Origin of the sequence: Bradyrhizobium sp. LCT2 (assembly GCF_009931255.1) — a bacterium.
Lineage (GTDB): Bacteria > Pseudomonadota > Alphaproteobacteria > Rhizobiales > Xanthobacteraceae > Bradyrhizobium > Bradyrhizobium diazoefficiens.
The window spans coordinates 8,129,152-8,155,775 of the sequence record NZ_CP034432.1; the positions used below are offsets into that span (position 1 = coordinate 8,129,152).

The 26,624-nt window shown below is 58.9% G+C and carries 20 protein-coding genes and 3 pseudogenes; 13 read left to right on the plus strand and 10 right to left on the minus strand.

Annotated elements, in window-relative coordinates; genetic code table 11:
* The first annotated feature begins 850 nt into the window (after positions 1–850).
* Positions 851–1,057 (plus strand): cold-shock protein, encoded by a 207-nt coding sequence (locus EI171_RS38390; protein ID WP_161536361.1) that lies wholly within the window; start codon positions 851–853, stop codon positions 1,055–1,057.
* A 490-nt stretch (positions 1,058–1,547) separates the two neighbouring features.
* The gene (locus tag EI171_RS38395) at positions 1,548–2,072 is read left to right on the plus strand and encodes a MarR family winged helix-turn-helix transcriptional regulator (RefSeq protein ID WP_161536362.1); all 525 of its coding nucleotides are present in this window, start codon (positions 1,548–1,550) and stop codon (positions 2,070–2,072) included.
* A gap of 279 nt (positions 2,073–2,351) precedes the next feature.
* On the opposite strand, the gene EI171_RS46870 is transcribed toward EI171_RS38395, so the two are convergent.
* The 3 genes and pseudogenes from EI171_RS46870 to istA (EI171_RS38410) all read right to left on the minus strand — a co-directional run.
* The gene (locus tag EI171_RS46870; protein WP_371740554.1) at positions 2,352–2,621 is read right to left on the minus strand and encodes an acyl-CoA dehydrogenase family protein; all 270 of its coding nucleotides are present in this window, start codon (positions 2,619–2,621) and stop codon (positions 2,352–2,354) included.
* A gap of 492 nt (positions 2,622–3,113) precedes the next feature.
* A complete protein-coding gene (gene istB / locus EI171_RS38405) occupies positions 3,114–3,881 on the minus strand; it encodes an IS21-like element IS1631 family helper ATPase IstB (RefSeq protein ID WP_161536363.1) in 768 nt (255 codons plus the stop codon).
* Between the two features lie 4 nt (positions 3,882–3,885).
* A pseudogene (gene istA / locus EI171_RS38410) lies at positions 3,886–5,322 on the minus strand (IS21 family transposase); the annotation flags it as partial.
* Positions 5,323–5,458: 136 nt separating this feature from the next.
* Here istA (EI171_RS38410) and EI171_RS38415 point away from each other — a divergent pair.
* From EI171_RS38415 to EI171_RS38455, 9 genes and pseudogenes are all read left to right on the plus strand, one after another.
* Positions 5,459–5,890, plus strand: coding sequence for a phospholipase D-like domain-containing protein (locus tag EI171_RS38415; protein WP_161536364.1), 432 nt, complete (start codon positions 5,459–5,461; stop codon positions 5,888–5,890).
* A complete protein-coding gene (locus tag EI171_RS38420) occupies positions 5,887–6,327 on the plus strand; it encodes a hypothetical protein (protein WP_161536365.1) in 441 nt (146 codons plus the stop codon). The genes EI171_RS38415 and EI171_RS38420 overlap by 4 nt, the downstream gene beginning before the upstream one ends.
* Before the next feature lie 298 nt (positions 6,328–6,625).
* Positions 6,626–7,591 carry a DUF3616 domain-containing protein gene (locus EI171_RS38425; RefSeq protein WP_161536366.1) on the plus strand — a complete coding sequence of 322 codons (966 nt, stop codon included), beginning with the start codon at positions 6,626–6,628 and terminating at the stop codon, positions 7,589–7,591.
* 104 nt (positions 7,592–7,695) lie between these two features.
* Positions 7,696–8,541 (plus strand): S1/P1 nuclease, encoded by an 846-nt coding sequence (locus tag EI171_RS38430; RefSeq protein ID WP_161536367.1) that lies wholly within the window; start codon positions 7,696–7,698, stop codon positions 8,539–8,541.
* Positions 8,542–8,851: 310 nt separating this feature from the next.
* Positions 8,852–10,341: pseudogene (gene istA, locus EI171_RS38435) on the plus strand (IS21 family transposase); the annotation flags it as partial.
* 8 nt (positions 10,342–10,349) lie between these two features.
* On the plus strand, positions 10,350–11,213 hold the full coding sequence (istB, locus tag EI171_RS38440; protein ID WP_039183785.1) for an IS21-like element helper ATPase IstB: 864 nt from the start codon (positions 10,350–10,352) through the stop codon (positions 11,211–11,213).
* Between the two features lie 9 nt (positions 11,214–11,222).
* A complete protein-coding gene (locus EI171_RS46875; RefSeq protein ID WP_161537154.1) occupies positions 11,223–11,528 on the plus strand; it encodes a transposase in 306 nt (101 codons plus the stop codon).
* On the plus strand, positions 11,525–11,875 hold the full coding sequence (tnpB, locus tag EI171_RS38450; protein ID WP_038379303.1) for an IS66 family insertion sequence element accessory protein TnpB: 351 nt from the start codon (positions 11,525–11,527) through the stop codon (positions 11,873–11,875). Before EI171_RS46875 ends, tnpB begins: the two co-directional genes overlap by 4 nt.
* Before the next feature lie 95 nt (positions 11,876–11,970).
* Positions 11,971–13,557 carry an IS66 family transposase gene (locus tag EI171_RS38455; RefSeq protein WP_371740555.1) on the plus strand — a complete coding sequence of 529 codons (1,587 nt, stop codon included), beginning with the start codon at positions 11,971–11,973 and terminating at the stop codon, positions 13,555–13,557.
* Here the strand turns inward: EI171_RS38455 and EI171_RS38460 are convergent, their stop codons facing one another.
* Positions 13,558–13,995, minus strand: a complete 438-nt coding sequence (locus EI171_RS38460) for a hypothetical protein (protein ID WP_060908463.1) — start codon at positions 13,993–13,995, stop codon at positions 13,558–13,560.
* A gap of 183 nt (positions 13,996–14,178) precedes the next feature.
* Here EI171_RS38460 and EI171_RS38465 point away from each other — a divergent pair, with 183 nt between their 5' ends.
* Together EI171_RS38465 and EI171_RS38470 are read left to right on the plus strand one after the other, a co-directional pair.
* On the plus strand, positions 14,179–15,006 hold the full coding sequence (locus EI171_RS38465; RefSeq protein ID WP_246740359.1) for a hypothetical protein: 828 nt from the start codon (positions 14,179–14,181) through the stop codon (positions 15,004–15,006).
* Positions 15,007–15,367: 361 nt separating this feature from the next.
* Positions 15,368–16,636 (plus strand): IS256 family transposase, encoded by a 1,269-nt coding sequence (locus EI171_RS38470; protein ID WP_038952271.1) that lies wholly within the window; start codon positions 15,368–15,370, stop codon positions 16,634–16,636.
* Between the two features lie 609 nt (positions 16,637–17,245).
* Here EI171_RS38470 and rplC read toward each other — a convergent pair.
* The 6 genes and pseudogenes from rplC to EI171_RS38500 form a co-directional block, all read right to left on the minus strand.
* A pseudogene (rplC, locus tag EI171_RS46005) lies at positions 17,246–17,911 on the minus strand (50S ribosomal protein L3); the annotation flags it as partial.
* Positions 17,908–19,083 (minus strand): hypothetical protein, encoded by a 1,176-nt coding sequence (locus tag EI171_RS38480; protein ID WP_161536369.1) that lies wholly within the window; start codon positions 19,081–19,083, stop codon positions 17,908–17,910. The gene EI171_RS38480 and the pseudogene rplC, both read right to left, overlap by 4 nt.
* Positions 19,083–20,261 carry a hypothetical protein gene (locus EI171_RS38485; protein WP_161536370.1) on the minus strand — a complete coding sequence of 393 codons (1,179 nt, stop codon included), beginning with the start codon at positions 20,259–20,261 and terminating at the stop codon, positions 19,083–19,085. Before EI171_RS38485 ends, EI171_RS38480 begins: the two co-directional genes overlap by 1 nt.
* A 116-nt stretch (positions 20,262–20,377) precedes the next feature.
* The gene (locus EI171_RS38490; protein WP_161536371.1) at positions 20,378–21,322 is read right to left on the minus strand and encodes a DNA/RNA non-specific endonuclease; all 945 of its coding nucleotides are present in this window, start codon (positions 21,320–21,322) and stop codon (positions 20,378–20,380) included.
* Positions 21,319–24,564, minus strand: coding sequence for an ATP-binding protein (locus EI171_RS38495; RefSeq protein WP_161536372.1), 3,246 nt, complete (start codon positions 24,562–24,564; stop codon positions 21,319–21,321). Before EI171_RS38495 ends, EI171_RS38490 begins: the two co-directional genes overlap by 4 nt.
* Positions 24,561–26,624: a serine protease gene (locus EI171_RS38500; RefSeq protein WP_161536373.1), complete on the minus strand. Its 2,064-nt coding sequence runs from the start codon at positions 26,622–26,624 to the stop codon at positions 24,561–24,563. The genes EI171_RS38495 and EI171_RS38500 overlap by 4 nt, the downstream gene beginning before the upstream one ends.

Consider the following 26,624-nt stretch of genomic DNA (forward strand, 5'->3'; position numbering starts at 1 on the left):
AAGCGAGTGAAAGCGGCCGCAATCGACGACGGAACGAAGGTGACGCTGTTTCGCACAGCTCTGGGCTGTCCACGATCAGTCAGGTTCGATGCTTGACTGCCTGCGAGCCCTGCCGGAACGGCCGAGGAATTGCATCGAAAGGCCTCCCCAGATCCGAAAGGACGGTCTAAGCTTGCGTCCAAACTTGTCGGACGATCCGTACATTAGCATTTGTTTTCAGGTTCTTGTTTTGAAGCCGAGCGCGGGGTCCGCTAGGTGCCGCTAATGTATGCGGCGATCGTGCTGCTGCGTTTGGTTAACGAATGTGAGTTTTCAGCTCTCGATACTTAAGATTCTCGCCGGCCAACCGGAGGGCCGTGCGAGTCTCGCTGCCCTGAAGGATTAACTGGCGGTATTCTACACCAGCGGTCCGGAGTGGACGGCTCGTATGAAGCGATTGGCAGAGCGGGCCCCGGATCTCGATATTTTCGGACAGAAGCTGGTTGCGCGAGAATCCGGACAATGGATTATAACGGAAAAAGGCAGGGCCTTTCTTGGTTCGCTGGAACAGATGGCCGTACCGACCACACAAGAGCGAGCGCTCGAAGGAGCGAGTGAGAAGTCTCTCGTAAGTAAGCTTCCCGTGCTTCCTCCGGCGCTGCAACGCCGCAGCGCCAGTCGCAGGCATCGCCGCCGGAAGCAGCCGAGGACGCGGGACGATCGGTCGGCCTGACCCTTCTGTGAGGCTCATTGCGACGACGATGTTGCTCAATATTGCGCGGCGGACAACATCGCAGGCGACCTATGAGGAGGGTCTTGATCATTCTGCAAATCGTAGATAGATCGCGGTCGTTTGCATGGAGATATTGTAGTGGCAACCGGTATAGTAAAGTGGTTCAACGCGACGAAGGGCTACGGCTTTATCAAGCCGGATGATGGCGGAGCCGACGTATTCGTGCACATCAGAGCAGTCGAGAAGGCCGGCTACACCGCTCTTGCGGAGGGGGCGCGGATCAGCTTCGAGGTCAAGACGGGCAGCGCCGGCAAGGTGTCCGCAGAAAATCTGCGTATTGGATGATTTGCTCCATCAGTTACACGCCGTCGTTGTGCAAGCCGAGCAATGTAACTGTGTGACGAGAGCGCACAATCCAGATGGGCAGGACTCGCTTTCCAAAAGAGCGGCACGACACTGACTTTGGCGTCCACGGTGGATCAGCCCATTCCACGCCGCTCTCGACAGCTCAAAGTCGCTTTCCGCGATTCGCCCTATTCTGCGCGCTACAGTTGCGGATTAAACGCACAGAAACCGCCTATCTACAGAAATCCTGCGGAGAGTTGGAAGTTTTTGACGGATTTCACGACAGTGATTGTGTGAAGTTGCGTGGTATAATTGGGGGGTAGACTAGCGAATTTCCTCCATAACGTTGGCCCGGGAGCGAGCTGGCCTGAATGCGGCTCGTTAATCCAGGCTCCGGCGCTTGGCAGGTCGAAACGATCAACGCATCTCACTCCTTTTGTTGAGCTCAGCCAGCAAGGAATAGTTTCGAGGATGGAGCTCCTGAGATCAGATGGCGCCGAAGTTGCCTGGAATAAAAACACAGCTCGGAAAGGACCCTCGCGGGGGGCAGGATGTACTCAGGCGATTCACGTGGGAGATCAGATCGATTAATGTGTGTCTGGAAGATCTCCGATATTACCAGGCGAGTGCCCTCGGCATTACAGGTCCGCAAATGCTGATCTTGATGGCGCTGACCGACCTGGAAGGAGATGACGGTGTTCCAGTCAACGTGGTTGCAAAGCTGATGAAAGTTGAATCGGGCTTCATCACGAAAAATGCGAAGGAGCTTGAGGACAAGCGGTTCGTGCGCCGGAAATCCGACACAAATGATGCTCGGTTTGTACTCCTGTCGCTAACAGACAACGCTCGCAAACGTCTTGCGAGCATCGCGGCACAGCACGAAGAACTCGAGCAGTTTGTCTTTAATTATCTCAGTATTCAGGAATTCGCCAAATTGGCGAGCTGCCTTAGTGGACTCAGGTCTCGGTTGGAAAAGGCTCGGCTGCACGCTGCGCTGAAATCTGAGACGAGCTGAGACGAGCGCTGGAAAGGTCAGCCTCCTTTCGCCGTGCGAGAGTTCTTCTGAATCGGTAAGAACCATCTTGGGCCGCGGTGAGGCGAGTCGAGACCCACTCAAGTCGCAGCGAACAGACGCGGTGCAGGCGCTCTTTGGATAGTCGGTCAAGGCTTGGATTTGAGGAGACCATCTCCCAAAAACGGATATACAGCGCATTCCAAATCTCAGAGCCTAAAAAGGCGACAAGCTCCAGCTTCATTGCCAGACGACCGTAGCGAAAAAATTCGCGAACTGGATCTACTCGCCGCCTTCGTAGAACAGCTCGAGCGGCAGGCCGACCAGCGCCTTACCGATCCAGTCCCGAGCAATCACGTTTGATGGTCCCATGGCGATGGCTGCCCGCGCGTCACGGAAGGCGCGCTCGATCGGGCCGCGGTGGTAACCGTAACCTCCCGTGACCGTGAGCGCTGCTGCCGCGACCTTGGCGCTTGAACGCTGGGCAGAATACGTCGCGGCCCTGCCAGCCCAAAGGGCGGGACGCGCTGACGCTGTGATAGCGGGAGCCAGCCCCTCTCATCCTGGCTTCACCCACGGGGCTGCCAGGGTCCATCCCTAAATCAAGGAGGGCACGGGCATAGGCTGGCCAAAACCGCCCTCGGCATCGACGTTCGTCGCGCGAAGCACGGTCAACCGGGCAGAGTGGTTCTCGTCCCTGGCCGACCCGCCCGTTCACAAGGCCGGACGGCACTGACCCGTTCGGGGGCGAGCTTCAAGCTGACTTTCCGTACTGAGCGCTCTTGCAGGAAGAATAGCGAAATCTACCCGATTTCCCCTGCGGAGGGTCAAACCGCCCGATCAGTTGCCATGGCTACATCGCGTCGGCTGCGCCGACCGGGCTCTTGCGTCGCCTTCACATTGCAATTTCTGGGTGATAGACTTCAGCCATTGTAAAGGGGGGAGGATTACATGTTGCGTTTCCCTGTTCCCCGCGGGTCACTTCAAATTCCTCCGGGTGTGGTCAGTCAAATTCCTCCACCCGCGAGGCAGGACAAGGGACTGTTAGTTTGAGTTTGTTTCCCGGGCAAGAGCTTCAGCGGCTTCTTTGAGCCGATAGCTGCGTCCGTCGAACTCAAGCAGATGGCAATGATGCATAAGGCGATCGAGGATCGTCGTGCTCATAGTGTTGTCCCCAAGGTATGCCCCCCAATCCTGCACGACGCGATTGGAGGTGACGATGACGCTGCGGCGCAGTTTGTAGCGCTGATGGATCAGGGTCTGCAGCAAAGTGCCGGCGTCGTCGGGGATGGCGCGTGCGAGGAATAGATCGTCCAGCACGAGGAGATCGCAGTCGATGATGGTTCGCAGCCGGACCTCGCGTTGTGCCGGAGAGTTCAGGGCGTAGCGGTGGAAGAAGTCGTCGGTCTCAAGATACTGGACCTTGTGGCTTTGCAGGATCGCCTGATAGGCAATCGCCTTGGCGATGTGCGACTTCCCGGTGCCAGGTTTGCCGACAAGCAGAGCGTTCTCGCCAGCGGCAATGAACGCCAGGGTGTGGAGCTGGAAGCAGGTCTGACGTGGCAGTTTGGGATTGAAGGACCAGTCGAACTCGGCGAGCGTCAGCTTTTCGTCGAGCCCGGATTGCTGGTATCGCCGCTCGATAAGACGGGACTGACGACGATCCAGTTCATCCTGCAGGATAAGGGAGAAGGTCTCGAGGAAGGGCTGGGTGGCGCCCTGCGCCTGGAGCACGCGCGTCTGCAGCGTGTCGCGGACACCCGACAGGCGCAGCTGTCGTAGGCAACGCTCAATTTCCGGCATGGTCATCATGTGGCTAGGTCTCCAGTTTAAGGTGAGAAGGTGCAGCGGGAGCGCTCGTGGCGGCGGAGCTGGCCGGGGTTGCGCAGGCGACACGAGCGCGGATTGCCGTGGCGTGATCGTCGTGAGCCTCGGCCTGCCGACCATTATCGTCGGCGTCGCGCCGCACAGCGCGGCTGAAGAGGTCGCCGTATTCCGCGGGGGTACGGATCAGCGGATGATCCTGGGTGAGCGGCGATGCCGGCTGTGGCGTCGCTCCAACCTGCGCGATCGCCTGTTCGAACAACCGCTCGACGGTCGCACGCACGTGCTTGTAACGGTAGATGCGGTTGCCGATGGCGTGCGCGCAGGCCTGCTCGACCAGCCGTGCTGGATACTTCCGGCTCAGCCCGACAATGCCCCACATCGCGCGCTGTCCGGGGCGCCCCTCGGTGTCGAACACTTGCTGGCATAGCGCCCTGGTCTGCGGCCCGATGCGCTCGGCGCTCGCCAGCAGCACGGCGGTTTGCCGCGACGGATTGAACGGCCGTTCGCTGGTCGGCAGGACAACAGAACCGGGGTGCGTCATCCGGGAATGAACACGCAGCAGCGCATGGGTGTGGCGATCACGGATCTCGATCGTGGAGGCGTAGATCCGCACCACGACCTGACTGCCGATCGGCGCGGGCCGCGCGGCGTAATAGCTGTTGTCGACGCGTACGGTGGTGTCGTCGCAGACAGTCCGGACGACTTCGGTGAAGATGCGGAAGGCAGCCACAGGCAGCGGCCGCAGGTGCGACTTCTCTTCCTGGAACATCGCCTCGACCTGACGGCGCGTGCTGCCGTGGATGCGCTTGGAGGCCCAATTCTCCTCCCAGTGCCTCAGGAACTCGTTCTGGGCTTCCAGTGTCTCGAAGCGCCGTCCGGCCAGCGCGGTGCCCTGGGTATGTTGAATCGCACTCTCGACGCAGCCTTTCCGATTTGGATCGGCCACCCGCGCGGGATCGGCGACCACGGCGTAATGAGCCAGCATCGCGCTGTAAATCGGGTTGAGCTGGGGCTCGTACAAATCCGGCTTGAGGACGCCTTCCTTCAGGTTGTCGAGCACGACATCGCTGGCGGACCCCGCCAAAATACCGGAACGCCTCTTCGTGGAGCTGCGCCCAGACTTGTTGGCTGGACTTCCAGACTACCCGCCGGAAGCTGCGCCGCGAGTAGGTAGCGTCATCACGAACAGGCGGGGACGACGGTACCGCCCGCTCCTGGGATCAATCGTCAGAGCGCCCTCGCCATAGTCGACCTGGGCTTCCTCGCCGGGGAGGAACTCAAGACGATCAAACTGCTCAGGATCAGCGTGCCGCAACCGGCGCACAAACCGCTTGACACTCTGGTAGCTGGACGGAAAGCCAAATTGATCAACCAGGTCCTGGTAAATCGCCTGCGCATTCCGCTTCAGCCGGACCTGTTCTTCGATATCCTTTGCCCTCGCGGAAGCCATCGCAACGAAGTATTGCGAGAAGCACGGACAGTCCTGCGACAAGCCGGACGGGAGCGTAACGATTGACGCAGACTATCTGAAAAGCCGGTCTCTTGGGAAGCAGCAGGATTCCATGCGTTTCGTACTACTCGAAAAGCCTGCCACAGCGGAAGCGCGCAAGGCCGAGCGTGACAGCCTCGACCGTCTTATCATGTCGAACGGGTCGGTACTTGGGAAGGTCACGAAGACTTCATTTAAAACAGAGAAGGGCGCAGGAGGAACGAAACTCGTTCCCATTCCGAATTTCCCGCTCGAAAAATGGTTTGTCGACGAAGAACTGGCGCGGAAGGACGGCAAAGGGTTCGTGTTCTTCGTTCATACAAAATTCCTCCTGATCGATCCGCTGTCGGACGCCCCTCTTGTCTGCACAGGCTCGGCTAACTTTTCAGGCGCGTCGCTCACGGCGAACGACGAGAATATGCTTTTCATCCGGGGCGACACCCGCGTCGCCGATATCTATATGACGGAGTTCGATCGCATCTTCCGTCACTTTTTTTCCGAATGACCGCCAACCGCGCAGCGATGAACCATGAGGATGAGGAAGAGGCGAAGAGAAAGGCGGCCATACTGGACACTGGCGCGATTTGGCTTGCGCCTTTCTTTCAGGATGGAAATTTCAAATGCATTCGCAGGATCATGTTTTTCGCGGACCGCGGTCTGACGTGGGCACCGCAGGCGGCCCGCGATCCCGACGTATTCGTCAATGAAGCGCAGCGGGCCAAGGACAAACGCGCGAAGGCAAAGGCGGCCAGGGATGCCAAGAAGGAGGAGGAAGGAACGACTGCTCCGAAAAAGTCGAAGAAAAAGGCCGCCGCTAAAGCGGTGAAGAAAAGAGCCGTAAAGAAAACATCGAAAAAGGCTGCGAAAAGAAGAAGGCCGTTAAGAAGAAGAAAGCCGCAAAAAGGAAGAAGGCGGCGGGCAAGAAGCGAGGGTGACGGCTAAAGGCAAAGGAGAGGTCCGTGGAAAATTATGGGCTTTATCTCCACAACGACCGGGAAGCGCGGTCAAGTTTCCAGGCGTCATCATTCCCGACGAGGCGGAAGCGTTGGCCAGCACCGCAGGACCGCAAGCACTCATTTTCGACGACCAATTCCCCCGAAGTTTTTTTTACGAATCTGAACGTCTCACACGCTCTCGCTGGATCGACTAAATTCACAGACGAAAAGCCGTCTCTTCTCGGCGTTAATGGCGACGATCGTCTGCATCCCTGCGTGAGCCACCGGCAGTCGAGGGCAACGCAATGATGACTTTCGCGAGGAGGTGTGGGATCGGCGCTTTGCTTCTCGGCCTTGCCGCCGCGGATTACACCCAGCCTCTTTTTGGCGCACCGGGCGACGCCTGGCCGGTCAAACACAAGCTGCTTGGAAAGGACGGTGGCAAAGCCAAAGATGTCAGCGGCATCGCTTGCGCGAAAGCGCAGGGATTCCCCCGCTCATGCCTTGTCATCTACGACAATGTGCAGGAGGCGCAATTCGTCACAGTGACCGACGGAAAACTCGTTGCGGGCAGCACGGCCAGCCTGATCGGCGACAAGCTCGACGGCGAAGCGCTTGAGCTTGACGGCGAAGGCGTCGCCTTTGCCGGCGGTCGCTACTATGTCATGGGGTCGCACGGGCATCCGCGGGACAAGAAAGGCAAGCTAACCGGCAGGGAAATCAAGGCGCGGATTTCCGCAAGTAGCCAGATTATTCGTTTCCGCACCAAGGGCGAAGACGGCACTGCTTCGGAGATCGAGCGCACGCCGAGACTAAGAGAGATCATCGCGGCGGAGCCGTTACTTGCCCCTTTCATGGACAAGCGGCTTGAAAACAACGGCCTGATGATCGAAGGCGTTGCAATCAAGGATAATGTCTTGCTCTTGGCGGGATTCCGCGGCCCGGTTCTCGACGGCAACCGCGCCATCGTTCTGTCGGCCCGGATTGATACTTTGTTCGGCGGATCGGGGACAGACCATCGGCTTTTCCGGCTACCCTTGGGAAATGGCCGCGGCGTGCGCGACCTTGCGGTCTTTGAGAATGGCATTCTCATTCTCGCGGGGCCTGCCGGGAACGGACCCGGCGTGTACGCGATCTACGCCTGTGACGGAGAAAGTGAGGAGGTCAGGCGACTCGCCGAACTGTCCTCCTTTGATCCCAAGCGGAAGCCCGAGGGTCTCCTGCCGCTGGACCGAACCCCGTCGGGACTGCGCGTCCCTGATCCTCTTTGACAGTGAAAAGAAAGGCGCGCCAACCCCGATTGAGATCGGAGCCCCGTAGCGCCGCCGCAAAGCTTCACAGCAAAAATTATCGAATATCACGTCTTGGAGGAGCCATGAAAACGATCTGGTTAGCAATTCTGGCACTCGCGCTTCCCTGCGAACAGGTATTCGCGTGGGGCCAGGAGGGCCATTCCATCGTTGCCGAACTTGCGGAGCATCGGCTTGACCAACCGACCCTAGAAAAAATCCGCGTGTTGCTTAAAATCGAGATTCCGTCGGCAACCCATGATCCTCGCGTATCGCTCGGATCAATTGTCAGCTGGGCGGACGATTACCGTGCGCAGCATGACGAGACTCGCAACTGGCATTTCGTTAACATTCCGTTCGAGCGCGGGACCTATGATCCGCGGGTTGACTGCAAGGCGGACCCTAAATTCGGCGATTGCATCATAAACGCGATTGAGCGGAACCGAGTTCTCTTAGCCGACTGCACTAGAACGCCGGCCGAGCGGGCGCAAGCGCTAAAATTCCTCGTTCATCTCATCGGCGATATCCATCAGCCGCTGCACGACACCGATTGCAACGACCACGGCGGAAACGATGTCGTCGTGACGTTCTTCGGCAAGAGCGTGAAACTTCATGCTGGCTGGGATACCGAAATTATCATGCACACCGTTTTTGCCTGGGGCGCCTACGTGACTCGGCTTGAGACGACATGGTTTCCCGGGCGCGACGTGACTAGCCTCGACGGCGGGTCGCCGACCGACTGGGCGCTTGAGGCGCACCAATTGGCTCGCGAGACCGCTTACGTAATTCCGGACGGCGGCGCGCTGGAGATGAATTACTACACTGCGGCGCTGCCAGTTGTGGACCGTCAGCTTGCGGTCGCCGGCATGCGGCTCGCGAAATTTTTGAAGGATACGTTTAAACGTGAGCGTCATCTGGCGACCACGCACTGAGGGTTGATCTAGTCGGCTAGGAAGATCTCGTGGAGAGGTTTGTCACGAGGTCACCATGTCAAGAGCGAGTTGTAAGGATGGCGATAAGGATAGGCATACGCCTATCCTTGAGGACGGCTCCGACACGCTGCGGCGCGTCGAGATCATCACGGGGACCGGCCGACGACGGCGCTGGTCGACCGATGCGAAAGCGGCGTGTCATTCGGCCTGCAATATTGACCCCCTAAGCCGGGGGATCGGCGTCCAAAATTGACCCCCTATAGGTTGGTCTGTTGCGCTGCCTGCTTTGGAATGAAGCAGGTGGTCGAGGATGCTGATCGTGGAGACGATTGCGCGGATTCGGCGCGAGCACTTCATCAAGGGCAAGACGATCAAGGAGATTGCCCGTGACCTGAAGGTGTCGCGGAACACGGTCCGGAAGGTGCTGAGGTCAGGAGAGACCTCCTTCGAGTACGAGCGGCAAGTGCAGCCGCGGCCAAAGCTGGGACGATGGGCAGTAGAGCTCGACGGACTGCTGGCGGCGAACGCGGCCAAACCGGCTCGTGAACAGCTGACGTTAATCCGGATCTTCGAAGAGCTGCGCAGCCGTGGCTATGACGGCGGCTACGATGCGGTGCGGCGTTACGCCAGGCGGTGGAGCAAGGAACGCGGGCAATCGACCGCGGCTGCTTATGTCCCGCTAAGCTTTGCCCCAGGCGAAGCCTACCAGTTCGACTGGAGCCACGAGGTGGTCTTGCTGAGCGGCACCACGGTGATGGTGAAGGCCGCCCATGTCCGGCTCTGTCACAGCCGCATGCTGTTCGTGCGGGCCTATCCGCGGGAGACGCAGGAGATGGTGTTCGACGCCCACGACCGGGCGTTCGCCCTGTTCAAAGGCACCTGCACCCGCGGCATCTACGACAACATGAAGACCGCCGTAGAGACGATCTTCGTCGGTAAAGGGCGTCTCTACAATCGCCGCTTCCTGCAGATGTGCAGCCACTATCTGGTCGATCCGGTCGCCTGCACGCCAGCGTCGGGCTGGGAGAAGGGCAGGTCGAGAACCAGGTCGGGCTGGTCAGGGAACGCTTCTTCACGCCGCGGCTGCGGTTCAAAAACCTCGACGAGTTAAACGCCTGGCTGCTCGACAAATGCATCGCCTACGCCAAGGTTCATCGCCATCCGGAGCTGGTCGATCAGACGATCTGGGAAGTGTTCGAAGCCGAACGCCCCAAACTCGTTCCCTATGCCGGCCGCTTCGACGGCTTCCATGCGGTGACGGCATCGGTCTCGAAGACCTGCCTGGTGCGCTTCGACAACAACAAGTACTCGGTCGCAGCCAGCGCAGTCGGGCGACCGGTCGAGGTTCAAGCCTATGCCGATCGCATCGTGATCCGTCAGGATGGACGCATCGTTGCCGAGCACCCGCGATCCTTTGGCCGCGGCGATACCGTCTACGACCCCTGGCATTATGTGCCGGTGCTCGCCCGCAAACCCGGCGCCTTGCGCAACGGTGCTCCCTTCAAAGACTGGGTGCTGCCAGCCGCGATCGAGCGGATCCGGCGCAAGCTTGCCAGCACCGACGACGGCAATCGACAGATGGTCGACATCCTCAACGCGGTGCTGACTGACGGTCTGCCCGCGGTGGAAGCGGCCTGTGCCGAAGCGCTCAGTCACAGCGTCCATTCGGCCGATGTCGTTCTCAATATCCTGGCCCGTCAACGTGAACCCGCCCCACCGGCCAACATCATGACGCCGGCCGCACTGACGCTCCGTCATGCACCGATCGCCGATTGTGCCCGCTACGACAACCTCCGGAGGACCATCTGATGGAACGAACCCAAATCTTCGACCTCATGGGCGAACTCAAGCTCTACGGCATGAAGGCTGCCTTCGACGAGATCATGGCAACTGCCGTCAAGCGCCAGCACGAACCTCAGCGCATTGTCGGCGACCTGCTCAACGCCGAGATCAACGAGAAGCAAGCCAGGTCGATCAAATACCAGCTCACCATTGCCAAGCTTCCGCTTGCCAAGGACATCGCCGACTTCCAGTTCGACGGCACGCCGATCAATCAGACACTCGTCAATGATCTTGCTGGCGGCGGCTTCATCGCCCAACAACGCAACGTCGTGCTGGTTGGCGGCACCGGCACAGGCAAAACCCACCTGGCCATTGCCATCGCCAGAAGCTGCATCCGATCCGGTGCCCGCGGCCGCTTCTTCAACGTAGTCGACCTCGTCAATCGCCTCGAGACCGAGACCCGCAACGGACGGCAAGGACGGCTCGCCGAGCATCTGACCCGGATGGACTTCATTGTGCTGGATGAACTCGGCTATTTGCCCTTCGCCCAGTCCGGTGGCCAGCTTCTCTTCCACCTCGTCAGCCGGCTCTATGAGCGCGCCTCCGTCATCGTGACCACCAATCTCGCCTTCGGCGAATGGCCGAGCGTGTTCGGCGACGCCAAAATGACCACCGCGCTGCTCGATCGGTTGACCCATCACTGTGACATCGTCGAGACCGGCAATGACAGCTGGCGCTTCAAAAGCCGCGACGACGATCACGCCACCCGCGCTCGTCTCGTCTCCGCTATCCCGGCCAGCTCCAACGAGCCGAGCGCTACCGTCAAACCGCGGCGCACGAAGGGGTCAAAATTGGACGCCGATGAGGGGTCAAATTTACAGGCCGATTGACAAGCGGCGATTGTCGCGGAGAGTTTTGCGCCGGGTGCAAGCGCTTCCGGGGTGGCGCGGCGACACGACATCAGCCCGAGCCTGTTGTTTCTTTGGCGTCGTCAGACAACGCGGGCGAAGCTCGAGGAGCATGGAGGCATGCCATCAGGCTTTGTGCCGGTCGCAATCACCGACTGTGGAGGCAAATTGCCGCTATGCGAGGAGCAGGGAGCGATTGAGATCGAGGTCGGCGCAGTTCGCATCCGTGTCATGGGAACGGTCGACCGGCGAGCACTCTGCGAGGTGCTTGCGGCAGTCGGGACGGTCGGCCGATGATCGGGCCCCGCGCTGGGTTATCGATCTGGATCGCGACGCAGCCGGTCGATTTCCGTCGCGGCATGGACTCGCTGGCGATGCTGGTAAGCGAGGCGTTTGGAGCCGATCCGTTCGACGGCGGGCTGTGGGTGTTTCGATCCAAGCGCCGAGATCGCGTGAAGATCCTGACCTGGGACGGAAGTGGCCTTGTTCTCTACTACAAGAGAATCGAAGGGCAGTTCAGCTGGCCTCCGATCAAGGAAGGCGTCATGCCGCTATCTCATGCTCAGCTCTCGGTGCTGCTCGACGGCTCGGACTGGAAGCGTGTGCCGATGCGGGTTGTGGATCAACCAACACGAGCTGGTTGATCATCATCAAGAGTAGTTCGTCATTCATGCAGAGCTGTAGTAGAACGCGCTGCATGATTGATTTGCCTTCCGATCGAGCATTGCTCCAGCAAGCCGTGACGGCACTGTCGTCACGGCTTGCCGTGGTGTCGGCGGAATGCAGCACGCTGGCGGCCGAGCGTGATGTGGCGATCGCCCAACGCGATGCTGCAGTCCAGGAGAACGACAAGCTCCTGATGATCCTGTCCCAGTACAAGCGCACGATCTTTGGTCCCCGCTCCGAGACACTGGATCCCGGACAGCTGTCTCTCTTCACCATCACGGCGCAGGCGGCAGGTGCCGCCGCCAACGACGACGGGACCGGAGGCAGGCTGCCTGATGGAGCGGAAGGCCGTAGCAAGCGACCGGCGCGACGCAACCGGGGGAGGCTTCCGGAGCATTTGCCGCGCATCGACGTCGTGATCGATATCGAGAGCCACATCTGCCCCTGCTGCGGCGAGCGGCTGCACAAGATCGGGGAGACCGTCAAGGAAGCCTTCGACGTCATTCCGATGCAGTACCAGGTCAAGCGCATTGTGCGTCCGCGCTACGGCTGCCGGGGATGCCGCCAGGGTGTGCTGCAGGCACCGGCGCCGGCCCAGGCGATCGACGGCGGGATGGTGACGGAAGCCTTGCTGGCCCACATCGCGGTGATGAAATACGGCTACCAGCTGCCGCTGTATCGGCAGGAACAGATGTTCGCCGCGCAAGGCATCACGCTTGACCGGCAGACGCTGGCCTCATGGATGGGCCGCGCCGCCTGGTGGCTGAAGCCGCTTCACACGCTGTTGCGCGACACAGTGATGTCCTACCCGCGGCTGTTTGCCGACGAGACGCCACTGCCGGTTCTCGATCCCGGCCGTGGCAGAACCAAAGTCTGCCAGTTCTGGGCGATCGCCACCGATGACCGTCCGTGGGGCGGCCCCGCGCCGCCGGCGGTGGTCTACATGTTTGCCGAGGATCGCAAGGCGATCCGCGCCAAGCAGCTGTTCGGGGATTACCAGGGCATCCTGCAGGTCGACGGCTATGCCGCCTACAAGGGCCTGATCAAGAACGGCGGCCGTCTGGTGCTGCTGGCGTTCTGCTTCGCGCATGCGCGGCGGAAGTTCTGGGACGTTCACGTCGCGACGAAGTCGCCGATTGCCGCGGAAGCGCTGCAACGGATCGCGATGTTCTACGCCATTGAGGATCGCATCCGCGGTCTGCCGGCGGCGCATCGGGCTGCGGTGCGGCAAACCGACACCAGGCCGCTGATCGAGGACTTCAAACCCTGGCTCGAGGCGCGACTGCTGGAAGTCTCGAAGAAGTCCGGTCTGGGCAAAGCCATCCGCTACACCCTCAACCATTGGGACGGCCTGACGCGCTTCATCGATGACGGACGCATTGAAATAGACAGCAATACGGTCGAGCGCAGCATCAAGCCGATAGGCCTGGGAAAGAAGAACTACTTGTTCGCCGGCAGTGAAGGCGGCGCCGAAACATGGGCCATTCTCGCCTCGCTCATCAACACGGCAAAGCTGCAAGACATCGACCCGCGACACTATCTGACCGATGTTCTCGAGCGCATCGTCTCCGGACGTACAAAGATCAATCAGCTGCACATGCTGTTGCCGTGGAATTGGAAGGCCGAGCGCGACAGTTCGCTGGCAAAGCTCGCCGCCTGATCAGTTCGACGGCAAGGACTCTGGAACTTCCTGCGCATCGCTGGTGTCGTCATAGATCTCCTCGCGGATCACGCGCAGCGTCATCTCGTGCAGATAAACTTGCAACGCCCTCTCCAGCTCGGTGAACTCCGGCAACAGAACTTTGTCGACGAAGCCTCGGGACGCACGGATCACCACCGTGTTGCGTCGTTGGCGGTGATAACGAAACGGCCGCAGCCCGTACCGGCGGCAAAGCGCCAAAAACAGGTGCCGCGACCATTGGTCAGGAAGTGAGAATTGCTGCTCGATCGGCGGATCGTGGCGAGCGAGCTCCGCGACCCGGGCACGCACCCGCTGTAGCGCAGCTTCCGCCGCAAGGCGCTCACCGGCAGTTCCGGCACCCGCGAACAACGCCTCGATCTTCCGAAGCTTCTCGCGCAGCTGCGATTCGCTGGTCATTCTGATCCCCGTTGCCCGCTCCGAACCGGGATCACCCCATCACCGCGCGCCGGCAGCGTCAATCATCCAGACCGCGCTATCCAGAGCATTCCGCGCAAGTCAAGCCCAGGCGCCAGTGATCCTCTCGTGACGCTCACGTTTAAACCGACAACCGCCTGCCCGTGATTCTTGGACCCGGTATGCATGGGAGACCCGAATGAAGCTCTTCAATTGATCGCAGCCGCGGCCGTAACCGCATATGCGGCCGCTATCCCCACGGCCACCCGCGCCGAGACCTCCACCGAATGCACGCCAAACGGGCTATGCTACTGCGTTCAGAACGACCTCAAGAGCGTCATCGCGACTCGCGTCGAACAAATCCGCACCCGCATCTCAGCGCAGCGCCAGCAGGGGAAAGCCATCGGATATCTCAGCATTCCGATTTCAACCATTCAAGGCAGCTATCTTCCCGTCAACGTCAAGATAGCGGCGCGGACGAAAGAGCGAGTCGAGGAACGTTTCGGTCCCCGGTCCCTATGGCTCCTGAACACCGCCGCGAAGGAATTTTCATTGCCCGAGGCAGCGAAAGGCGAGGACTACATGCTGATGTGGACGCGCGTCCTCGAAGGCCATGACGGCTTCGGCCGCGATTTTGATTTCATATATTTCGCGGGCCCTTCCGACTTCGCGAATTATTTCTCCTTCGACGGCCGGGCCGATCTAGAGAAATTGGAACGCTTTTACGAAGGGCTCGCCAAAACCGACAGCAAGCTAGCTGAAATCAAGAAGGCGGACTTCCGAAACTATTACGGGCTGCGCGCGTCCGTGGCTTTCAGCTTCGGGTCTCACGACGAATGGAACATCGCTCGGACGATCAACGCCAAGCGGACGGCGAAGAGGGAGGGCGAGGATGCTTTTGGCATCGCAAAGCAGATCGCCGTCATGTTTAATGGCACGAGCGTCGCCCCCGGCCTGTTCGACGCGTTCACCGCGACAGGCAACGAAGGACAGTGCCGTTTGCCTAAGAAATGAGACCTCCCTAATCTGACAAGGTAACTCCCGGAAGCGCTGGAAATCTGATCGTCACCGGGTCGGATGCAGAGGGATTCCGTGTTGCTCCAATACGTTCTGGAGAGGCGCGCTTAGCGTGTCGAGAGAGCGGCCACCTATCTTGAAGTCGACATAGATCTCGTTGTCCTTAGAGGCCGGGACTTCGACTTCCGCGGTTGCCGACACTCCGTTTGACTTTTCGACCTTTTTCTTGATCGTCGCATGCAGGCCGCCTAGCGCATCGCTGAGCTATGGCGGAATCTGGGTGATGACGGTGTGAGGAAGGCGGCGTATCGAGGCGGGTGACGAGCCTGCCAGAACCTCTCGAGGAGAGCGATACGCCATGACCGAGACTACCAATGTTCTTGCTTTCCGTCAGCCGTCCGCGGTTGATGATCCACTGACCGATATCGTTCGTGCCGGCGCGCGGGACCTGCTTGCCAGGGCGATCGAGATCGAGGTTGGCGCGTTTCTGGCCAGCACGGCCAATCTGACGCTGCCCGACGGTCGAGCGCGCCTGGTCCGACATGGGCACGGTCCGGTGCGCGAGATTGCGACCGGCATCGGTCCAGTGGAGGTCGCTCGTCCCAAGGTCCGCGACCGCGGAGCGAGCGGGCCAGGCGACCGCCTCCGCTTCAGTTCGGCAATCCTGCCGCTATGGGCGCGGCGGACGAAGAGCCTGGATGCCTTGATCCCGGTCCTCTATTTGCGCGGCATCTCGACCGGCGACTTCCAGGAGGCGCTCTCGGCGCTGCTCGGCAAGGATGCGCCGAACCTGTCGCCTTCGGTGATCGCCGGCCTGAAGGCCGATTGGCAGGTCGAGTACGAACGCTGGCAGAGACGCGATCTGTCGGCGCGTCGCTATGTCTACATCTGGGCCGATGGCGTGTACCTGCAGGCCCGCATGGAAGATCACAGCGAATGCATGCTGGTGCTGATTGGCACCACGCCGGAAGGCAAGAAGGAGCTGATCGGCTTCCAGGTCGGCGTGCGCGAGAGCGCGCAGAGCTGGCGCGAACTCCTGATCGACCTGCGGCAACGCGGGTTACGGATTGCCCCGCAACTCGCCATCGGCGACGGCGCCCTCGGCTTCTGGAAGGCACTGGACGAGGCCTTTCCCGGCACGCGGCACCAACGATGCTGGTGCCATAAAGTGAGCAACGTACTCGACAAGGTCGCCAAATCCGTGCAGGGCCCCATGAAGAACGACCTGCGGAACATCTATCTGGCCCCACACCGGGCCGAAGCTGAAACCGCGATCGACGTCTTCGTCGAGAAATACCACGTCAAATACGGACGTGCGGTGGAGTGCCTGATCAAGGATCGCCATGCGCTGCTCGCCTTCTTCGACTTCCCTGCTGAGCACTGGATCCACCTACGCAGCTCGAACCCGATCGAGAGCGTCTTCGCCACGGTGCGCCACCGAACGGTGCGGACCAAGGGATCGCTGTCGCAACAAACTGCGAAGCTGATGGTGTTCAAGCTCATCGACGCCGCATCGAAGACCTGGCGGCGATTGAAGAGCACGAACCAGTTGCCGAAAGTCATCGCCGGTGTAAAGTTCATCGACGGAATCGAAGTCATTCCGAACACTGAAAGCCACGCCGCCTGATCAGGCCGCGTCACCCAAAATCAGCCATAGCTCCGCATCGCTAATTGTCACCGTTACCATGCTTCCGACTTTGAGCGAATCCACCGATCCGGTTAACACGTGCTTGCCATTGAGCACGATAGGTAACTCACGCGATATTTGTGCTTCCAGCTTCAGCTTTATGGTGCGCTTGCTCTTTTGTGTGACGTCGATCGAGAGGCCGGTAAGCAAATCGACATCCGCATCCTGGAGGTATGCCTCCAACATCCGCTGCACGCGAGGCTCGTCGCCTTTGCTCTTGCCGTAGTCGGGAATGCGCGACTGGTCCAGCTTGTGGTCCTTGTCCTTAAGGGTGGCAATCGCGTATGCCGCCGCCCACCGGACGTCAGGGGCCTCGTCGAAAAGTGCATCAACAAATGCCTTCTCGATGGCACGAACCCGCTTAGCCCGGTCCGGCTTTTCGGATGACTGCGCACGAACGACGCCGACGTGCGCCAGCATCGACCGGACCGCGGCGAGGCGGCCAGGTACGTCCCCCTCCTCGAGATCAACAAACGCACTCAACAGTTCGTTCTCCGACCCTACGACTGTATCAGACGACAGCACGTAGTCGTTTAAATTTGGTTCGATATACCGGCCCGGTTTAGGTACCTCTTTAGGGAGCGGCTTTTTGACTGCATCCCGAACCCGTATCCAAGCATGCTTTGGGCCAGGAACAGCTCCGCACACTTTTATGACGCCGTGGAATGTGTCTACTTCCACGACGCGCAGGCTTAGGGCGGTTACCCGCTCGCCGCCCATTTGCCCCGGCATCTTCTTGTTTTTCCAGGTTTTTCCGGGGTCTTGGCGACCACCTGTCGAGCCGATCGATCGATGGGAAATAGATACTCCGTGGGTGGCACGCAAACCCCCGAACCCGTGCTTTTTCATGCCTCCTTGGAAGCCTTTGCCAATTGTAGTGCCGGTGACGTCGACAAATTGACCCACCACGAAGTGATCGGCCGTGATTTCCGCCCCCACCGGGATAAGGGCGTCCTCCGATACACGGAATTCTTCCAAACGTCCCTTCGGTTCGACCTTCGCGACGGCGAACTGCCCGCGCAAGGCCTTCGGCATGTTAACCGTCTTGCGAGTTCCCGCCCCCAATTGCATGGCGACATAGCCGTGCTTCTCCTCCGTGCGGTGCCCAAGAACTTGGCAGTTCGGCAGTCGCAAAATGGTAACCGGGACCACATTGCCGCTGGCGTCGAAGACCCGCGACATCCCCTCTTTCACAGCTAATACTCCCGTCCTCACGCTGCCGCTCCTTCCCCAGTAAGGTCGGTCCAGACGTCACCGAACGCAGTCCAAAACAGAGCGGTCGGATTCGATTTCACCTGCAGGATATGCCTGCGCGCGAAAAGCAACGAAAGGCCGATCCCCTGCCCGCCCATGACGTTCTGAAAAAACTGATCCGATAGCTGCTCTGAAAGCAGATGATCAACCTTTCCGATTGGCGCGACCACGACGGCTGCACCGTTGTGGTGCATTTTTTCGGCCAGGCTCGGCGCGGGAGACAGGGCGTTATAAGCCGCGTAATCGACATCAAGGAATACGAGCAAGTGGTCGTGACCGCGTAGCTTCAAGTTTGTAGTATCCGCAAACCGCCACTCGAAACGGTCCCAGATCCTCATGTCTACCGAATAGCTTGGCCGCGGAGTTCGCCAAAGCCCGCAGGTGAATAGGAAGCTATCGACGGGCTGAAGGAGAAAAGTTCGAAGACGATCGAGCATCTGCGGGCGAACTGAAGCGGCGGCCGTCAGTTGGGGGAGTGCTTGGACGCTTATGTGGGGACGAGAAGAAAACCAAGCCGAAGAAATATGCCGCGATGATTTGTTATCCCTCCAATCATCGTAGATCACGCCGACGTCTAACTTCCCTGTACCCGTTTGCTTGCCGCCCTCGCCTTGGTAGGGACGGTAGCTACCGTCACTCCGCGATGGTGAATGCAGCGGTGGAGCGATTCTCGGCAGAAGATACAGCTGCCCTAGAAAGCCGAGCGGATTGTAGCGCTCTGTGGCGGGTTTGATGTAGACGAATTCCCAGGGAACGCGCACGGCCGTCGAACGCACACTAACTGCACCGTCCTCTCCCGCATGCTCGTGAAGACTCTTGATGAATTCTTCCTTGTCCTCGTCCGCGATCAGCGCATCGAAAAGCTCAGCTCCTCTCTTTGCGACCTGATCGAGAAGCTCTGCCTTTTTTTCGTCGGACAGACTATCAAACCTTAATTGCTCAAAGTCGCTGCCTCCAACAAAGTCCAATATGTCGTTAGAGTGCCTTCTGATCTCGTCATGTTTGGCCGGAGCATAAAAGTCTATGTCGTCCTTATCGTCGAAAACGAGAGAAGTGATCAGATCGCCGTTGGCGATCGAGTTACGAATGTAGACCGGGCGCCGGCCACTGTAATGTACGCGATTTATTTTCATTATGCTGCTACATGGGATTTTGAGAGAGAGGTCCTGACCACCAGCGGCGAACCGCTAGAAAAGTGAAACTCGACGTCAACGGCGCCATTGCCGGGACGTCGGGCCGCGACATGGAAATATCCAGGCTCACCAATCGAACGCTCGATGCGGGTGGGAACCACTTCGCAGGAAGCACTGTATGCCCGCAACTCACAAATCCCGTCCTTAATCCCTGCTTTGCCGGGAATGCCGAGACGAACTGCCAGCTCCGAGTCAAGGACGGCGCGAACTTCGAAATCGATTAACGAGGCGCCTAGCGGTCGTGCGCTAACCATCGGCTGAAGTTTTGCCGATGGCACACCTCTAATCCATGCACACAGTTGCGCTTCCGGTATCGCTGGCAGCGGTAATTCGTCACGATAACCTCCGCCGCGCGCGGTACCCCTCATCGACTCGTTTACGGTCAATCGTTGAGCGAGCATCGGTACCGCACGATATCCGGCGCGATACCACGAAGGCTGCTCCTTAGCGGAATCACCGAAAAGATCAGGAAGCTCGCCGGTTTGACGGAACACCCGATGCGGCCGCCGCGCCATTCGCGTTGCCCCAAGCTGCGAGAAGCGGTCTGTCCATTCCAGATACTCTCGCCTGCTCACTCCGGATTTTGCCATCCAACGCGCGTCGATCCGCTCAAGCTCGACCAGCGCGACGAGCAGCGGATCCGCATCTCGCGGCAGGAGCTCCAATATCGCTCGGCATCTCTGCTCACGAACTTCAGGAAGATCACGCGTAGAGTGGTGACGTAGCGTCGCTAATGCCCGCTCGAGCGGGGTACTCAATGTTGGCGGCGTCCAATTGCTTATTCCGCCATCGCCCAAAAACAGGCCAATCACGTCACAGGTAGGTTCCCGAGCGACGACGTTTCGGCTGATAAAAATAAAGCGTCGGATCGATTCCAGCACGGAGCCTCCGTCAACTCCGACAGGCCCGAACGCCAAGAACGAGCCGTCCGAGCGATGCAGAAGAATGACGTCTTGAGGAAGGACCACCGGCCTGCCGTCGCGTCCATCCACGATTGCATGGGCTCGCTGCCGAAAGCGCGCGGCGACAGCCTCTTCAAAACGAGATTCGCATGCAAGGAGCCAGACGTACGACACCGGTTCAGGCACTCGCTCAGCGAACGGCAAGCCCAACTGCACCTGACAATCTCCCGGCAAAGCTGCGATTCGTGGTTGCGAGTCTCGCACGGGCAGCACGACCCGCGGCTCGTTTTCCCGCGATCCACAGCAAAATTGATCGGCAGCCAAGGACATGTTCAGACACGCATATCGGACGCATCGCGCACTTCCGCGACGATGGACGTTCTGGTTCGTTGCTCCTCGTTAGAGAAGCCGTCGAAATCGCGCAGTTGCCCGAAGGAAAGGCCCGTCATTTTCTCAATGGAGCGCACGCTCCGTTGATAGGTCTTGAAGGCTCCAAAGACCGCTTCGAGCTCCTTCAGTTCCTGAACCTGATCAATCGTGTAAGCGGTCGAGGACGGCCTTCCTGCATTGGACACGAACGAGATCACCTTCCAGTACGCCACAGGTATCTTTGCCCCGCGATACAGACGGTCATTGTCTCGGAAGATCGGGCCGCTAAATACGTTCACTTTGGCTTCCTGAGCCTTCGTATTCTTAAGGATGTAGTCTTCCAGGCTCAGCCATGTCTGTTGATTGAAATGTGAAGCCTGCGGCGTACAATTCGTAAAATGGAATGTATCGTAGTTTGCACTCTCAGCCGTCTCTCCCCAATTGGGATCTTCCCTGCGGACCAGATGGCCACGATCGAGGATATTGTCGACGTACAGGTCTTCGCCGATTTGGGCTTCGTCCGGGATGCGCCCGTCGTAGAGCCATTTATCGGGCGGACTGCGGACCACCTTGACGGCCGCCTCGCCGTCGATATTGACGCCTACGAACATCGGCATCCGTCGCGACTTCGACATCACCACCGAGAAGTGTTCGTAATCCAGGCGATTTTCCGCGTTACCTTCGATTTCCAGCACATCCCCTCTTAGTCTAGCAGGATCCGGGAGCGGGATCGCGAAACCAAGGAAGTTGGCGTTGTATCCCGTACGACCTTCGAACCGCTCGGGAGGAGAGCGCCTAACCCTGCGGGCACCCTCCAAGTCAGCTGCCTCGAGGCCGGCATCACCGGCGCGAGGCGCCACGAACTCCAAGTCGGAAAGAAAGGGACGCGCCTCCAGATTGAACTTCATCGTCTTCCCCTCACGCGAGCATTCTTGCTGGGCTTTGGCTGTTTTCCGGTAAGCAAGAGCGAGTCGTACTTTTCCATGAGTTGCGACATCACTCGTACTCTCTCTAGGGCCACACCGTGAAAGCAGGTGACAAAGCTTTTCAGGAGGCCGCAAACATCGACAAACTCGATAAGTCGGAGCAACAAGAAATCAGCTTGGCGGGCTTTTTGCAGTTCGGAGAGCAGTCGCTCCGGGCGCATATCAGCAGGCCAAATTCGGCGCTCGCGTGAGAACCGTTCAAGCACGTCGCCTAACTGCCCCGGGGCATATCGCACGACATCGATTAGCGCGGCTCGGATGGGATCATAGAGCTCGGGCGTTCGACCTCGAACGAAAGCACGCAGCTGGCTGTTTTCCAAAATCTCGGGGTGCGGGCGAACCGGTTGATTTGAATTGTACATCTCACTGAGCGCGAGATAACGATGGACGTCGCTTTTCTGAAGAAGGAGCATTTGAACCCTTGCTTCTTCAGAAAACTCGAACGGACCGAATCCTCTTTCCGCCGATGACCACCCTTCGTCCGAGAACGCCTGGCTGAGCGACATTGGAAGTACAGGATCGATATCGAACGCGACCAGGTCCAGCGCGATCATTCTCATGCCGTCAAGATCAAGCATATCGCCCGAAGTCATCCACGGTCGGTTTCTACGTGATTGGAACAGCGAAACGTCGCACGCTGCTATGCGAGCAATGGCGATCAAAGGAACGTAGTCAACCCAACCCGGGCGTATGTCGAGATCGCGCAGTTGCCACTGCTCGACCACTGTTCTCCCACTGCCCAAGGCGAGGTGCGCGCAAGCCCACTTCCACGTCCAATGATTAGTCAGGCGCTGAAACATCGATGACGGCAGTCTACCAATCATCTGCCGCGATAAGCTCTCCATCGAAGGCGCCGCTAGCCTCGTCGCCTCCAGAAAGTCCGCTGATTTGAATGCGACGTCGACACGAGCGGCCAAATCAGCATCGTCGAAGATTTCCTCGAGCGTCGCTTGTCGACGGATTGAAGGGGAACTTGGAGGGCCCGGCACTTCGGCCGGGACGCCGTAAGTATCGGTGCGCTGCGGCGCGGAGGCGCTAGGTGGCTGGGAGGCGCGGATGACACCCGCTTTCGATCGCCTTTTTAAGTTGCGGACTTCCACGTCTCGCTTCTGGGGTTCAGGTAGCGCGGCCCTTTCCTCGGAAGTCAAAGACTGTTCATCTTTCAGCAGAATCGCGCGTGCGGCCGGAGGCATCGCGTGAATGTCGTCCCGTCCAATATGGAGTACCCTTCGCGCGAGCGCCTCATCTACAGTGATCGCAGAAACGTCTCCGTAGAATGCTCGATAGTAGGCAGCCATGGCGGGCGACTCCGGCTCTTGCACCCGAGATGGTTCCTCGTACCATTCCGCGGCCCTTTGCTGCACAAAGCGTACCCGAATATGCAGATCCGATGGCTCACCGTCTGGGGTTCGCGTCGTACCGCAAAGCATCGGCAGCATAAGCCGACGTAGATTCGTTACGTGCCGGACCTCATTTGGCCCGTAAGAGTCGACCAACCACGCTTCCTTGGACAACGCGCGTAGAAGATCCTTGGCTCGGTCAATGTCGATATTGCCTAGCCCGCAAGGTCCGGCGAGCACATCGCGAATGAGTTCAGCAGTAACCGTCTTAAGCGCAAGACCGGGATGGGCGAGCTGGCAAATCTGCTCTTTCGGTATCGTTCTTCTGTCGTTCGGCCCTCTCGATACTATGTGGTCCTTAATTCTATCCAGGAACCTCGAGTACAGGACTCTCATTGCCTCGACGGTTCCGTATAACGTCGCGCCCCCCACATCGCGAGCGATCTCGTCGAGCTCTTGGCTGCTCTTTTGTGCCGCAAATTTAATTAACACGATGAGAAAAAGCGGATACCACCTGATCTTGGACTCCGAAATGAGCTCAATCCACTGCTTATTGAATTTGTTCTCCGTATCCCTTACTCGCAAAAAGTCTCCGGTCTCCTGTGGGGAGAACGGCCCGAGTTCGAGGTGCCCACAGAACCAAGCTGGCAGCCTACGGGGTTCGCTTACGAATGGTTGGATACGTCCCGCAACGATAGCCCTGACGGTCTTGAACGCCGGCGACCCATCTTCAGTTTGAAGGTCCATGAGCCGGTCTATCCAGGATAGGACCAGCCCGAACGGCTCGCGCTCAAGTTCCTCGTCGGCCAGCCCCATTTCAGAGGAAACAATCAGCTCCTCAAATGTATCGACGACGAGAAGGAGGTCATGCCGAACCGCCTGACGACCGAGGGTGTCACCGAGTCGCTCAAGCAGGATGTCCGCGGACTTGAGGTCACTACTGGTTTCAGCAGCGACGCGAAGCGCGTCGCGTCTGAGTTCGTCCATCTCGCCGTCCAGTTCCGTCCGCGCGCGTCCAATTTGGCGAGTCAGTTCCGCCGTCCAATCTTTCTCCGCGCCCAGCGCCAGATTTGGCCGATCATAGTCGAGCAGTACCGTAATTGGGCCGCTCCAATCGTCCTTCCGCACCGTTCTTACCAGTTCGGCCACCAGCGCCGACTTTCCACTCCCCCCAATCCCGGTGAGAAGAAGCGGCCGCAACCAATCCAACTTCTTTGGGTCGGCGATAATGCTGTCAAGTTCGATCGAGCTCTCGACGTTTCCGTTGGCAGCGTAAGCCGTAAGTAGTCCTAGCTCGTGAGTTCGTCCAACCAACTTCGGCGCGACGTGACGTAACCTTTGCTCATCATCCATCCTGGCGAGCTTCCAACGGGGATCCGACTTGCCGGTGGGTGAAGGCTTCTTACGAGCCCGATGTACGAAGTCCTGAGCCGAAGCAAGGTCCTGCAGCTCGGACCTCGATAGCTGCTGGTTCTCCAGGAATTCCTCGTAGTCTTCGTTCTCTCTGAGGAGTGCGATGAGATAGTGTGCGAAGCGTTCGCTAGGATGGGGTTTCGCTTCTTGAAGGAGAGTTTCAAAGTCGGTGCGCGCAATCGCACGTTCCAACGCGTCGTGCCGCGCTCTGGCCGTCAATTTCCAATACATTCTATCTTCGAACACAACTTCCTGAACATGATCAACGATCTTGTCCAGGATGCGCTCGCCCATGCCGCCGCTCTGAGCCAACTCCAGCAACTCCAGCGGATCGAAGACGCCGACAAGCGCGGCGCGGGCCAGCACCTCGTCGGTCTTTTCTCGGAGCCGCTGGTCGGTGTGGGCTGTCATGTCGTGGTCGACGGCATAAAGATGTCATTTACGATTTTGGCGATGGCAGCACTCCTGCTCAGAGCTCCCTCTTGGCGTTCCCGCTTACGCGTTTCGCGCTCGCGCTCGCGCTCGGCTTGTTTTTCTTCTTCGGTAAGCATCTCTCGCTCAGCGAGCATGGTCGCGATGCGACCAAGGCTGAGCAGCATGCGGTCGGGATCTGCACTGAGCCTGTTGCGGATCCAGGCAATGACGTCTTCGATATTCAGGTGATCCTTTAGTGGATCAACCGATTTGGAGTTGACGTTTTTAAGGGCCGGCATGTCCGGATCGGACATGCCAATCAGAACGAGACGCAACTTCTGTCGCGTAGCGATCTCCGGATAGAGCTTTTCGAGAAACACCCTCGTCGACGTGTCGCTAATCTGGTGCCGGTCCATTTCGTCGATCGCAATCCAGATCGTGTCCCGCGTTGCGTCCTCTTCCATTACGTTTGCTACATCGCGAGCAAGTGTCGCGATCGTATCGTTGATCTCGGTCGATTCTCCGGCACCCGCCAGCTGACTCGGTGAAGTCAATTTTCTTGAAAGATTGTTGCCGACGCTGATCCTATCCAGAAGCAGTTGCGCCGTCGAATACGCATTGTCCTTAATATCTGATGCGTTGATGGTAATGAGTCGATGCCAGCCCGGCGCAAGGGCATCATCAAGAATTTCGTACGAGAACGATTTGCCGATCTGACTGAGAGGCTTCCGGTCCAAGCCATAGTGAATCTGAACGACCAGAATCTTGGGGCCACCTGGCGTCTGGGCGGCGGCAATTGCTTCCTGCAAACTGTAACGACCGATAAGTGCCTTTCCGCTTCTCTGGAGCGTGCACCGCGGAGCGCTCAGGCTACCCATGCGCGACTTGATCGTCTCCTGGGCCCTCTGCATGATTTTGGACAGTGGGATTGCTACGTTCGTCGCGTGCTGTTCGACCTTGCCCTTGGTCTTTCTTTCTACCTGGTAGACAAACTGATGCAGAGCCGCCGGCTTCATGTCGTAGGTGAGACAAGGTCCACCCGACGATCCGCGTATCGTATTCGCCGTATGCAGAACCCGCTCACCGCTGGCTGCGATGCCATTGAACTTCGGCACGGGGCTACTGGATTCGAACTCGCCGGGTGAGAAGCGCATCGTGAAATTTCCGGGATGATGCGATACGATCATCTTTCCTGTAGCCTCGCGAGGAGTCTCATTCACGAGGTTGTAGTATGGTCGATCAAAGCCCGCCGGCTTGTTCAGCTCGATCACTACGAAATCTAGATAAGTATCAAGCTGCTGGGGCTTCCAATTGCCCAGCCTCTCCTCTGGATCTGCGCTAAGTCGGCTACCCACCACGAGCCAGTCTTCCGTGACACCATACGTCCACTTGTTTCCGATTTGACCCGCTCTGACTTCGTAGTCGAACTCGACCGAAAGACGAGAAGACAGCCGTCTATCCGGAACGCCGGGCCAATCGGGCTCTCCTTGGGGCCCTTCTAAGCCAGCCTCGAAGGTTACGAGCGAACTAATGACATGCCAGCATGTGAGCACCAGTCTCGGCCCGATCAGAAGACCGGTCCCGGTCTCTAGTGATCCGTCCGAGAGCTTGACGGTGAGCTTGCAGGTGTTCCTTGCCAGCCTCGGCATTCCCTCTTTGATTTTGCCCGCATCGGTCATGGGCGTGAAATCATCGAGAATCTTCTGGAGCGTCGCCCGGTACGTTTCTTCTCCCTCTTCGTCATCCAGCAGGTCGGAGGCTTCAACTTCTGTTGCCGACGACGTGAACAGCCGCTCCGAGTACGTCTTAACGAACGAAGCCAGGAATCCCTTTCGTTCTGCTTCCTCCAAAGCAGCCTCGAAGTCCGCACGATTTAGGCCGGGTCCCAACGGCACCGGTGCGCCCCTTTGACGAAGCGCCGTGATCGTCATAAAGCGTCTGGCGCCCTCATAATTCGCCGCAAATTCGTCGTAGCACTTCTTGAAGATATCTCGCGACGCAGTGACCTGTTGGGCGAGCTTGGATGGACTAAGAGCGGTGTTGGCTCCGTTCGGCAT